13 protein-coding genes and 1 pseudogene are annotated in these 11,795 nt (G+C 48.4%); 9 read left to right on the plus strand and 5 right to left on the minus strand.

Annotated elements, in window-relative coordinates; all coding sequences use genetic code 11:
- Positions 1 to 48 precede the first annotated feature (48 nt).
- The 4 genes from Q8L79_RS03070 to Q8L79_RS03085 are packed head-to-tail and all read left to right on the plus strand — an operon-like array spanning position 49 to position 5,796.
- Positions 49 to 1,323 carry a TolC family protein gene (locus tag Q8L79_RS03070; RefSeq protein ID WP_305267914.1) on the plus strand — a complete coding sequence of 425 codons (1,275 nt, stop codon included), beginning with the start codon at positions 49 to 51 and terminating at the stop codon, positions 1,321 to 1,323.
- Positions 1,320 to 2,432 (plus strand): efflux RND transporter periplasmic adaptor subunit, encoded by a 1,113-nt coding sequence (locus Q8L79_RS03075; protein WP_305267916.1) that lies wholly within the window; start codon positions 1,320 to 1,322, stop codon positions 2,430 to 2,432. Before Q8L79_RS03070 ends, Q8L79_RS03075 begins: the two co-directional genes overlap by 4 nt.
- A complete protein-coding gene (locus tag Q8L79_RS03080) occupies positions 2,432 to 5,494 on the plus strand; it encodes an efflux RND transporter permease subunit (protein ID WP_305267918.1) in 3,063 nt (1,020 codons plus the stop codon). The genes Q8L79_RS03075 and Q8L79_RS03080 overlap by 1 nt, the downstream gene beginning before the upstream one ends.
- Positions 5,491 to 5,796 (plus strand): DUF3240 family protein, encoded by a 306-nt coding sequence (locus Q8L79_RS03085; protein WP_305267919.1) that lies wholly within the window; start codon positions 5,491 to 5,493, stop codon positions 5,794 to 5,796. The genes Q8L79_RS03080 and Q8L79_RS03085 overlap by 4 nt, the downstream gene beginning before the upstream one ends.
- Positions 5,797 to 6,023: 227 nt before the next feature.
- On the opposite strand, the gene Q8L79_RS03090 is transcribed toward Q8L79_RS03085, so the two are convergent.
- Positions 6,024 to 6,683: a response regulator transcription factor gene (locus tag Q8L79_RS03090; RefSeq protein ID WP_305267920.1), complete on the minus strand. Its 660-nt coding sequence runs from the start codon at positions 6,681 to 6,683 to the stop codon at positions 6,024 to 6,026.
- Positions 6,680 to 8,056, minus strand: coding sequence for a histidine kinase (locus Q8L79_RS03095; protein ID WP_305267921.1), 1,377 nt, complete (start codon positions 8,054 to 8,056; stop codon positions 6,680 to 6,682). Before Q8L79_RS03095 ends, Q8L79_RS03090 begins: the two co-directional genes overlap by 4 nt.
- Before the next feature lie 303 nt (positions 8,057 to 8,359).
- On the opposite strand from Q8L79_RS03095, the gene Q8L79_RS03100 reads away from it, so the two are divergent.
- Positions 8,360 to 8,956 (plus strand): DUF2380 domain-containing protein, encoded by a 597-nt coding sequence (locus Q8L79_RS03100; RefSeq protein WP_305267922.1) that lies wholly within the window; start codon positions 8,360 to 8,362, stop codon positions 8,954 to 8,956.
- Entirely contained in the window at positions 8,953 to 9,237 is a 285-nt protein-coding gene (locus Q8L79_RS03105) for a hypothetical protein (protein WP_305267924.1), read from the plus strand. Before Q8L79_RS03100 ends, Q8L79_RS03105 begins: the two co-directional genes overlap by 4 nt.
- A 250-nt stretch (positions 9,238 to 9,487) precedes the next feature.
- On the opposite strand, the gene Q8L79_RS03110 is transcribed toward Q8L79_RS03105, so the two are convergent.
- A complete protein-coding gene (locus Q8L79_RS03110) occupies positions 9,488 to 10,036 on the minus strand; it encodes a S24 family peptidase (protein WP_305267926.1) in 549 nt (182 codons plus the stop codon).
- 9 nt (positions 10,037 to 10,045) lie between these two features.
- Positions 10,046 to 10,297, minus strand: a pseudogene (locus Q8L79_RS20100) (helix-turn-helix domain-containing protein); the annotation flags it as partial.
- A gap of 135 nt (positions 10,298 to 10,432) precedes the next feature.
- On the opposite strand from Q8L79_RS20100, the gene Q8L79_RS03115 reads away from it, so the two are divergent.
- The 3 genes from Q8L79_RS03115 to Q8L79_RS03125 all read left to right on the plus strand — a co-directional run bounded on the left by Q8L79_RS03115 (position 10,433) and on the right by Q8L79_RS03125 (position 11,503).
- Positions 10,433 to 10,792, plus strand: coding sequence for a helix-turn-helix domain-containing protein (locus Q8L79_RS03115; RefSeq protein ID WP_305267927.1), 360 nt, complete (start codon positions 10,433 to 10,435; stop codon positions 10,790 to 10,792).
- 198 nt (positions 10,793 to 10,990) lie between these two features.
- Positions 10,991 to 11,251, plus strand: coding sequence for a hypothetical protein (locus Q8L79_RS03120; protein ID WP_305267929.1), 261 nt, complete (start codon positions 10,991 to 10,993; stop codon positions 11,249 to 11,251).
- A gap of 18 nt (positions 11,252 to 11,269) precedes the next feature.
- Positions 11,270 to 11,503, plus strand: a complete 234-nt coding sequence (locus Q8L79_RS03125; protein WP_305267930.1) for a hypothetical protein — start codon at positions 11,270 to 11,272, stop codon at positions 11,501 to 11,503.
- On the opposite strand, the gene Q8L79_RS03130 is transcribed toward Q8L79_RS03125, so the two are convergent.
- On the minus strand, positions 11,463 to 11,759 hold the full coding sequence (locus Q8L79_RS03130; protein WP_305267931.1) for a hypothetical protein: 297 nt from the start codon (positions 11,757 to 11,759) through the stop codon (positions 11,463 to 11,465). The genes Q8L79_RS03125 and Q8L79_RS03130 overlap by 41 nt on opposite strands.
- Positions 11,760 to 11,795: the final 36 nt, after the last annotated feature.

An 11,795-nucleotide genomic window follows, 5' to 3' on the forward strand; every position in this document is an offset into this window, starting at 1 on the left:
TTTCCTTAAAACTTAATAACGCGGTTAGCGCCGCATCGAGTTTGGTCTATGTTTTTCTTGAACCTTTTCAGAAGGCTCATTCCTCAGTTCCTGCTAGGGAATATTATTTTTTGGGTGACGATTACCCTCAGTTTTGCCGATTCGGCCTATATTGTCGAACATCATGACCCGATTGAAAGCGATGCGACGCTGAGTTTAGCTAAAGTCGTCGATTTAACGCTGGAGAAGTATCCCGATATAACCTGGCTTAATTCTCTGGAAGAAGAAGCGACAGCTCTCTCGCTGCGCGGCGATAGCTGGACAGCCGGTGCATCGCAAGCGGGGCTTCGTTTTCAGGAAGCGACCAGCGGCACCCTGCATTATATTGACGGCACGGTGCAAGTACCGTTATGGAATTTGGGCCAGCGCGATGCGGAGCAAACAGTCGCAAAGCAAGCGGAAAACAACACCATGTCGCAATCGGATGCGATCAAATTACGAGTGGCGGGGCTGATCAGGGGCGCCTTATGGAATATTGCGCTGACCAGCTTAAGTTATGAACAGGCAAAAATCGAGCTCGCTATTACTGATCAGTTAGTGGCCAAAGTGCAGCGGCGTGTCGAGTTGGGCGACTTGCCCAGGGCCGATTTATTATTGGCGCAGTCGGAGTCGCTGCAAAAACGTTCAGTAGTCACTCAAGCTGAAGCGGAATTAATGCATGCCCGTAAACGTTATGCCGGCATCACTCAAATAACTAAAATCCCCGGCGATTATCAGGAAAAGCTGGTTGGGTTAACTGAGATTCAGCAAAATCATCCTGCCTTAGCCGCCATTAACGGCCAGATTGAACGCAAACAGGCAGAACTTAACGCGATTAAATTGGTGGGTTCCGGCCAGACTAATGTTGCGGTTGGCGTCAACAGCGACCGGTTTACCAATGATCCGCGAAGTAATCAAACGGAAAGCTTCAACATCGGCGTTACCGTTCCTTTCGGCGGTAGTGCGCATCTGGCGCCACAGGTTGCCGCCGTTAATGTCGAATTAAACAGACTGGTTGCAGAACGGGAACAATTGTCCCGCGACTTGGAACAGGCGCATCACGAAGCTGAGCATAATCTGGAAGTCAACCGGGTCGAACTGGGCATCGCCAATGAATTAAAGCAGGTTGCCGAAGAACATTTAAAAATGACCCAATCAAGCTTTTCGGCGGGGGAAATTGACTTGATGGATTTGTTGAAAATTCAGTCCAGAACCCAACAAGCGGTGTTAAATGCCAAGCAACGGTCAGTCATGTTGCAGCGCGATATCGCGCTTTATAATCAGGCCGTAGGAGTTATGCCATGAAACTATTTTTTGCCCGTCCTGCAATGGTGTTGTTATTGAGTCTGGTCGGTTTCGGCAGCCATGCTGCTGAAAACGTAATTCAAATGTCACAGGAAAATCTTGATGCCCTCGGTGTAAAACTGGGCAAGCTGGAGTCTGTTACACAAATTCCGGTGTTATCGGCTCCCGCTAAGGTGGTGATCCCACCGACGCAGGAATATATTGTCAGCGCGTCGCAGGCCGGCGTCATCGACAAGCTGAATGTGGCGATAGGCGATAAAGTAGCGAAAGGACAGATTCTTGCCCAGCTCAACAGTCCTGACCTGCTGACGCTGCAACGGGAATATCTGAAGGCGGGCACGGCACAGCAAACGGCTTTGATTAATTATAATCGAGACAAAAAACTGCTGGAAGAAGGCGTGATTCCCGAGCGGCGCTGGCAGGAAACCAGCAGCCAGTATCATTCCGCTATTTCCGAAGTTGATGAACACAAGCAATTGTTGGAAATTGCCGGGATGACCTCCGGTGAGGTTAATCATCTTGCCAAAACGCACCGCTTAACCCGTCAGCTCAATGTCCGTGCGCCCATTGTCGCTGTAGTGCTGGAGCGCTTAGCGGTTGCAGGCACACGCATCGATATGTTGGCGCCGCTGTACCGCATCGCCAACCTTGATGAGCTTTGGCTGGAAATTGCCATCCCGCAGGAACGCATGGCCGGCATTAAAATCGGTGACCGGGTCGTGGTTGAAAACTCCGACGTCAGTGCAAAAATCACTTTATTGGGGCAAAGCGTAAACCCGGAAAACCAGACTATGCTGGCGAGAGCGGTGGTGATAAAGACCCAGGATGTTGTCTCTCTACGCCCAGGGCAAAGACTCAATACCCGGATTATCCAGCCCAGCGACAAGGCGGCTTTTAAAGTTCCAAATGCGGCTATTGCCCAGAACGAAGGCAAAGCCTTTATTTTTATCCGTACTCAACAGGGATTTGCGGTGACTCCGATTAGCGTAGTCGGCAAACAGGGTGACGAGTCTATTATCGGCGGCGAGTTTACCGGTAACGAAGAAATAGCCGTCAAAGGCGCTGTTGCGCTCAAAGCAAATTGGCTGGGGCTGGGGAGCGATGAGTAATGGCTAATTTGATTCGCTTTGCGCTGGGTCAGCGGCTGATGATGTTGATGTTGGTCGTGCTGCTGGCAGGCGGAGGCTATTATGCCTTTAAAAATATTCCGATTGACGCCTTTCCTGAAGTATCGCCGACTCAGGTAAAGGTGATCGTTAAAGCGCCCGGCATGACGCCTGAGGAAGTCGAAGCCAGAATTACCGCGCCGATCGAGGTCGAACTGCTGGGCATTCCGCATCAGACCATGTTGCGTTCCATCGCTAAATACGCGCTAACCGACATTACCGTTGATTTTAAAGAGGGCACCGATATCTTCTGGGCGCGTCAGCAGGTTGCCGAGCGCTTGAATACGATGTGGGGGAGTTTGCCTGCCGGTGTCGAAGGCGGTATTGCGCCGATGACCACGCCGCTAGGGGAAATGTTTATGTTTACCGTGGAAGGCGGCGGCTTAAGCTTAATGGAACATCGCAGTTTATTGGACTGGGTAATACGGCCTGCACTGCGCACGGTCTCCGGGGTTGCCGATGTCAATTCATTGGGAGGCATGGTCAGGAGTTTTGAGGTCATACCCGATAACATCCGGATGTCGGCCAGAAACATCAGCATGGCCCAACTGACGACCGCATTGGAAAACAATAACCGTAATGACGGCGCAGGTCGCATGACTGACGGCGAAGAAGCTCTGATCGTCCGTGCCGAAGGCCGTATTAAAACCCTCGACGATGTCGGCATTATCGTGGTCGATAACAAAAACGGCGTTCCCATTACTGTCGGCGATGTCGCTATCGTCAAAATAGGCGCGTTGACCCGCTACGGTGCAGTCAGTAAAAACGGCGAAGGGGAAGCGGTTACCGGGCTGGTGCTGAGTTTGCGCGGCGCTAACGCCAGGCAAACCATTGCCGGTATAGAAGAAAAACTGGCCGAGATCAGCCCGGGCTTTCCTAAAGGCGTTGAAGTTAAGGTCTTTTACAATCGCGGCAATCTGGTAGACAAGGCGGTAGACACGGTTTTACACGCCTTGTTGGAAGCCATTGTGCTGGTTGTGATCCTGCTGATTTTATTTCTGGGCAATTTGCGCGCCGCTTTGGTGGTCGCATTGGCCTTACCGCTGGCAGCACTGTTCACCTTTATTTTAATGAACTACATGGGCATGTCGGCCAACCTGATGAGCCTGGGCGGCCTTGCCATCGCCATCGGTATGCTGGTGGATGCCGCCGTGGTGGTGGTTGAAAACCTGATCACCCATCTGGCGCATGCCGAAAAAGCCCAGCGCCTGCCGCGACTGCATGTTATTTATCGGGCCACCCGCGAAGTGGCTCAGCCGGTGGTTTCCGGCATTTTGATTATTATTATCGTTTTTTTACCGTTGCTGACCTTGCAAGGGCTCGAAGGTAAATTATTTACGCCGGTGGCCTTGACCATTGTGTTTGCACTCAGCGGTTCGCTGGTGTTGTCGCTGACGGTGATTCCGGTGATCGCCTCTTATTTGTTGAAAGAGGTGTCGCATGAAGAACCCTGGCTGCCTAGACAATTGCAAAAGCTTTATCAGCCCGCTTTAGTCTGGTGTCTTGCCAACAGCAAAAAGGTCTTTATCGCGGCAGGTTCCCTGTTGGCTGTGACCGTACTGGTCTTTACCCAGATCGGCAGCACCTTTATGCCGACCCTGGATGAAGGCGATATTATCGTGCAGTTGGAAAAATTGCCGTCGATTACCCTGGAGCAATCCGTGGCGCTGGATCTTCTGGTGCAAAAAAACCTGCGTAAAAACATTCCCGAAATCATCGATATTGTTGCCCGCGTCGGCTCGGACGAGTTGGGGCTCGATCCGATGAGTTTGAACGATACCGATACCTTTTTGATACTCAAGCCCAAAAAACAATGGCGCATGGACAGCAAGGAACAATTGCTGGATGAGATTCGGAAAGTCATGGCGCAAACGCCGGGCATCGCCTTTCAGTTTACCCAGCCGATTGAAATGCGGGTCTCGGAAATGCTGACCGGAACGCGCGGCGATGTAGCCGTCAAATTATTCGGCACCGATCTGGCCGTGTTGAATGAAAAAGCGCAGCAAATAGCGGAGGTATTGAAAAATATAACCGGCGCCAGCGATGTGTTCGCCAAGCAAAATGACGGCATGCAATTTTTGCAACTGACCATCGATAAACCCGCGGCAGGGCGCTTGGGCCTGGACAGCGACAGCATCGAAACGTTGCTGCGCGCGCAGATTGAAGGTTTGAAGCTTGGCGTGGTTCAGGAAGGCATCAAGCGTACGCCGTTAATTTTACGCGGCGACAGCAATACCGCCACTTTTGACAACCTGCAAATTGCCTTGCCGGATGGCGGGCAGGTGCCGGTAACGGCTGTTGCCAAAATAGAAAAAGTGGAAGGCGTGGTGTCGGTGGGCAGGGAGCGAGGCCAACGCTTTGTGGTCATTACCAGCAACGTGCTGAACCGGGACTTGGTAGGCTTTGTCGATGAAGCCCGCAAAGCCGTTGCCGACAAAGTAGAATTGCCGACCGGCTACACCGTTGAATTCGGCGGTCAGTTCGAGAACCAGCAACGCGCTGCAGCGACCCTGTCAGTGGTCGTTCCGGTTTCGTTAGGACTGATTTTCTTGTTATTGTTTTCAACGTTCGGCTCAGTCCGCCAAGCCGTATTGGTGTTATCCAATATTCCGTTGGCAATGGTCGGCGGCGTTTTTGCGTTATGGTTATCCGGCGAGTATTTATCGGTACCGGCATCGGTCGGCTTTATCGCGTTGCTGGGCATAGCCGTGCTGAACGGCGTGGTTATGGTCAGTTATTTTAATCAGCTGATCGCAACCGGCATGGACTTGGTCAAAGTGGTGCAGGTCGGATCATCCCGGCGTTTGCGCCCGGTGCTGATGACCGCCAGTATCGCGGCATTCGGTCTGATTCCGTTACTGTTTGCAACCGGGCCGGGGTCTGAAATTCAGCGGCCCTTGGCTATCGTGGTCATTGGCGGCTTGGTGTCATCGACGTTTTTAACGTTATTCTTATTGCCGATTTTGTTTAAATTATTCGGACTGTCACCGGAGGTGAAGCAATGAACACCAAGGAATATTTAATCACGCTCAACGTGCCGCTGAGTATTGAAGAAGCAATAGTCGATTGTCTGTTGACGCTGGAATCGGAACACGGCTTTAGCAGTTTTCCGGTCAGTTCCCATGACCATAAAAATGAAGGCTTATCGCTGGCGGAGCAGGTTACCGGACGGCAGAAAAAAATCCGTTTCCAGATGTATGTGCCGGAGCAGGGACTGGCCCAGTTATTGGATCAACTGAGAGCGGAATTTTCCGGCTCGGGGATTCGGTATTGGGTGCTGCCGGTGGTAGAGAACGGGACTATTTAAGGTAAAAATTTGGGCTTGATCTGTAGTTGCCAAAATTAGTTTCATCTGTATTGGATATTGACTGTCTCAAACCGACCCATAAGCGACGTCACATCTGTGTTTGATTCTGTCTGCTTCAGGATGATCAGCAGCCATTTATCGCAGGTCGGTTGTCAGAAAAGTCCATTCGCAGGAAGAGTTTTATTAAATTCCCCTTTCACGTTTGTCGGCAAGTGTTTAAAAGGCGTTCAAGATAAATCCAAAAGATTAATGATATTCATCTTAATGGCTAGGCGAGTCAACTCGATATCACTGGCAACGCCAAGTTTTCGCTTGATCATATAATGGCAGTTCGATACGGTTTTTGGACTGATGTTGAGTGTTTGAGCAATATCATCTGTTGACCGAGCATCGACTAACATACGCAGAATATCGAATTCTCGTACCGTTAATTCTTGCAGCGCGATACTATCGCCGCCTAATTTTTCCAGGGCCAAGGCTTGTGCAATGTCGGCACTCAACGTAATTCGCCCTGCATAGACATCATGGATAGCCCGGATCAAAACATCCGGTGCACTGCTCTTGGTGACATAACCCAGCGCACCCGCCCGAGTTGCCTGAACAGCAAAGCTTGGATTCTGGTGCATACTGAATACCAGGATCTTCGCATCCGGGCGTCGTTGTTTAATACGTACAATAGTCTCCAGCCCCCCTTGGCCGGGCATCGAAATATCCATAACGACTATATCAGGGTTGCAATCCTTAAAGCGTGAATAGGCTTCTGCTCCATCAGCTGCTTCAGCAACCACTTCCATTCCTGATTGCTTCTCCAATAGTGAGCGATAGCCTTCACGAACAATGGCATGATCATCGACCAGCAAAATTCTGATACTTTCCGAGCCTGTCATGTTTGTGTCTCTGAAAGGGATTGAACCGGAAGCCATACATGGACGGCAAGTCCGCTGGGGTTACCAGTATTTAATGTCAACCGTCCGCCGATTGCGGTTACTCGTTCACGTATACCGAGCAGACCAATCCCGGGGCTGTCTTCAAACGGCAGTTTATTGGCCTTACCGTTATCTTCGATACTAAGTTCAATGGTTGTTATTGAATTATTCGCAGAGACTGTTCGGAGTGTTACTTTCGCATTCGTAGCGGCTGAGTGTTTGGACACATTGGTCAGACATTCCTGAACAATCCGAAAAATAGTAACGGGAATAGGTTCGGGTAACCGGTCAAGGTCGTCATGAACAGCAAGGCTATAATGAATCTTGCCGCCACTGCTGGCATTCCAGCCAGCCACCAGGCTTTTTAAACTGACAGTAAGGCCCAGTTCATCAATGTCAGAAGGGCGTAAGCGCAATAATAATCCACGTATCGATTCCATCATATGATGGACAATTCGACTGATTTTTTTCCCTTCCGGAACCAGTTCCGGGCATTCATTTTCTGCGGTTTGTGAAATGGAAGCTGCGACCGCGTTGATCGCAGCTAGGCATTGACCGAACTCATCATGCAGCTCTCGGGCCAGGTAACGGCGCTCTTCTTCCTGAATATTCATCAGCTTTAAGGTTAATTTCTTACGCTCGGAAAGGAGTTGTTCCAGACTTGCCGCCAGTTGATTGATGGCCTTCCCGGTTCGCTGCCATTCATCTAACTCGAAAACGGGTAGCCGAAATGACAATTCACCCTTTTCCATTTTCTCCAAGCCTGTAACGATCACCTGTGCCGGTCGTAAAACTCGACTTATCGTAAAATAAACCAGCAAGCAAAGCGCCAAAGTGGTACTGGCAGACAGCCCCATTAAGCCACGGATATTTTGCCAGGCGCTTGCTATTCCCATCTCAGCGCTGGGTGCAACCATTACTGAACCATGAATCCGCCCCTTGAATTCCACTGGTCGCACTACCTCCAAGCCGGGATGGAAAGCCCATTGGTAAAAGCTTGCAAACCAAATAGGCCAGCTTCGTGACGTTATTTTTGCGCCATTGCAAATGTTGCGCCTGAGGCTGTCAATCGTTGATAAGTAACTGATACAAACGCCGGATGCAGTACTGGTCTCTTTCCATAAATTAAAATCAGGGAAACGTTCCGGTTGAGCAAAACCTGCATCGATATGCACCAATTGAAGCTCCAGTTGCTTATCGATTGACTCAGCCGTTACTTGTGTCTCAAGAATAGCTTGCTGATCGGCCTGATACAGCACATAGGCTGTCGTTGCAATCAGGCAAGTGCCAGCAATAAGGATAATCCGTGATAGCAGGTGAAATTTTAGATTCATGGCAAGCGCAAGCCTTCTGTTAAATGCTTTGCTGACGATTCAGCATCGGAAAATATTCATTTTTTTGATCATTTTAAGCTTGAATTCAGGGGCTGGAATAGGGGCCGCAGGAAGACCGGGCAAATTGCCCGACTTTTACGGGCAAATATAAGGTTACGGACTTACATTTACTCGCTACTCTATTAGCGACTATAAAACGAATATGATGAAACAATTAATGGTGGTGTTACCGATGACTTTTTTATCAACAAGATACAGTGTAATTTTATTATGAACCCTAGAAACAATGCAGGATTACATCACATGTTTGGCATATTATTTTTATGCCTGTTCAGTGTTGGCGTATTTGCTGAAACAAGCATCGCTATATTGGATTTTGAATTAAATGATGTCACCCTTGCCCCCAGAATACCTGCTGAAATTGAAAGAACGGCGGGCATAAAGGCTATGCTAGAAGGCGAATTAAAAAGAGCTGGTTATAAAATCATTGCTGTTGATTTGGATGCTCAACGTGAGGCCAACGGCGGTTTTGGGTATATTTTTGACCACAGCGACATGGCCGCAGAACTAGCGAAAAAAGCCGGAGCTGAGTATGTATTGGTGGGCAGACTGCATAAACCAAGCTTTTTATTCGCTTATATTATGGGACATTTAGTCAGGGTTAGTGACGGCCAATTAATCGGTAATTACATTTCAGAGACAAAAGGCGGTGATAAAAAATTAACCCTTAAAGGCGTCGAAAGTCTTACCGTTAAAATTGATAGGGATTTAGATAAAATCTATACGCCGCCACCCCCTTCTAAAACAATCGCTATATTAAACACCTCTGCGGCTGCAGACATGTCATCCCAGAAGCCGCAGACCCTTAGCAACCACATAGAAAATGGAGATACCAGATGAGAATGTATTTGATAGCTTTAATGCTTATTTTTTTCGAAGATTCCGCATTAGCTCAGGATAAAATTGATCGCATGAGCGCCGTTACCATGGAATCGTTTATCCCGGATACGGTTAAGTGGAATGACGAGCCGATACTCCCTAAAGGTGCCAAAAGTGTCATTCTAGTTGGTGACCCAAGCAAAGCGGGGGTTTTTATCGCTTTGCTGAAATTTCCATCTAATTATCCAATCCCACCACACATACACCCATTTACGTGTGAGGGAACAGAAGGAATGCGATAAAGAAGGAATCGTTATGATGCGGTATATACAGGTATAAAAACAGATAGTTAAAGCAATTTTTCGCTTTTTCGTTGAGTTTGCGATAAAAACGAATTTTGGTGGTTTTTAGTGTTTTGGGTCAAATGATCTGCGATATTTAAGATTCATTGTTTAAGCGTTTAAAAGTCATTTAAAAGTTCTGTTTTTTTGCCCTACAGTCGTTTAAAAAAAGACCATTTCGAGGACAACCTTCAAATGGTCTTTTTTTGGTTCAAATTTCGTGGCCGTACCAGCAAACACGTCCGGCTATTTTTAAAGTTTTGGCTTGCTCTGGGGTAAGTGTCTGTTCTTTATACCTGGGATTGTCGCTGATGATGGATACAGAGCCGTCAAAGGCTTGTTGCAGGCGCTTTACGATTAAATGATGGTCGGCTTGTACTATATAGATTGAGTCGTCAATTATTTTATCGACGCGAGTATCAACCAGAAGCGTATCTCTATCGCAAATAGTCGGGTCCATTGAGTCGCCTTTCGCTGTAATAATTGCTAAGTGGCCTATTTTTAAGCCTTTTTCTCTTAACCATGCTTTTTTAAACGCCAGCTGACCAGTCTGAAGCTCGGCTTCTACGTGGCTGCCATGACCTGCCGAGGCTTGGACGTCATACACCGGCACCAAGGCGAAATCATCCCAAACCGCTTCTGTTTCATCGCTATGGGCTTGATCTGAAAGCGATAAAGCAGCGGATTGCGGCGATGGGTCACGCAGACTCGCACTGCCAGAACTCGTGCGAAGGTCGCCTTGCGGCTTTTGTACGTGCATTTCCCCTTCGCCAGTTGCGAGCCACACGAGAGACACGTCAAAGGCTTCAGCAATTGTAATTAAGCGTTTTCTCGACGGATCGGAGTCACCTTTTCTCCAGCTCCTGACTACAGACTCAGATGCGCCACACTTTCTTGCGAATTCAGAGTTCCCTCCCACAGAGCTAATTAGGCAGTCAATGCGCTCAGCAAACGCGTCAGAGTTAGGTGCGCTAACTCTGACCTGATGCGAAACTTTATCTTGCGAGGTCAGAGTTTGCATAAACTATTGTAATAAGTAAACATTTTATAAAATACCCTCGTTATTTTTAGCGATTAAACTCTGACGCAACTCTGACCTCAAAATAATCGCTATATTTCGTTGACGTTCGCTAAATTTAGCGCTATCGTATAGCACATGGAAACATTAAACAGCCCTAAAAAAGCCAGTCCTGAAGACTGGCATAACGCCGACATCATAGCCGCCTTGCGTAAAGCAGGGTGGTCATTTCGACGGCTTTCCGTTCATTTGGGTCTGGCTCCCACCTCGCTGGCCAATGTGATGCAAAAGCCCTATCCAAAAATGGAAAAAGCAGTTGCCGACAAGATTGGCGTTGCGCCCTGGGTGATCTGGCCTAGCCGTTACAACGTCAGCATTGATGCCGACGGCAACGAGATAGGCGTACCCAATAGGGGCGCACCAGGGCGTAAAGCGGGTGTTGTTTATGATACGGGATTATCAAAAACCCGCAACGTAAAAAAGCGTAAGGCGGATTGACATGGCCAGGGTAAAAGATACGGTCACGCTAGACCTGTTCGAGATTCCAACGGTTGATATTGTTATCCCCGGCGAGTCTTTCTACGCCCGGGAGGTGTCGGAAACGGTCAGTTTGTTGATGGCCGAATCAGGCGTAAAGACCGTTATACGCTTAGTGCCGAGGTTAGCCGGCTGGCAGACAAGGACGTTTCAAAGCACATGCTGGATGCGTATTGCTCACCGGCCCGATTGGATCATGCTTTGCCGTTTTGGCTGGCACCGATACTGGAAACGGTATGTTCCGGGCATCATCTGACCAACTGGCTGGTGGCTAAAAGAGGCGGTCGAGTGGCTTATGGTGCGGATGCGCTGGATGCCGAAATCGGCAAGCTGGAGCTGATGAAAGATGAGATGTTGAAAGAGATGAATAGCCGCTTGAAAGATTTAAAGCGGCTGAAAAGCAATGCTGGTAATGATTAAGAAATTGGGAGAGCAGGAATGATAGATGAGAAAAGAACACCGTTTAAGGCTGGCGATTATAAGATCGAATTTGAACAGTATATGTCCAGCGTTGGCCTAAATAATGGGGAATATGGTGCTTTATTGCTCACGGCAAAACAGATGGTATTTGAACGGGAGCAACAAGGCTTAATCACCAAGATTATTGGACACTGTAGCAGTGAAGAGCGTCCTAATCTGCTTTATCGTTTACGTAAACACAGCACTCAATAACTTTATGCTGCCCTTGATATTTATTACTAAGCCTGTGATAGAGCTCCTCGGCAATAGTTTTGCCGACGTTGATGCCCACTCTGTACAACTCGGTTTCCAGCCAGAAGTTTGCTCTATCACAGCCTTTTGTTCCATTGGTCTCCCATTCAATAAAGACAGGGTAATAAATATCTTTAGTTCTGATCCAGAAGTCGAGCAGTTCTTTCAAGTCTTCGGGTTCATTTACATAGTAGGTGTAGCGGTTAATTTCGGTCATGGAGGCTATCCGGTTTGGGTTTTGTTGTGGAATTCA

It is taken from the genome of Methylobacter sp. (genome assembly GCF_030680395.1).
GTDB lineage: Bacteria > Pseudomonadota > Gammaproteobacteria > Methylococcales > Methylomonadaceae > Methylobacter_A.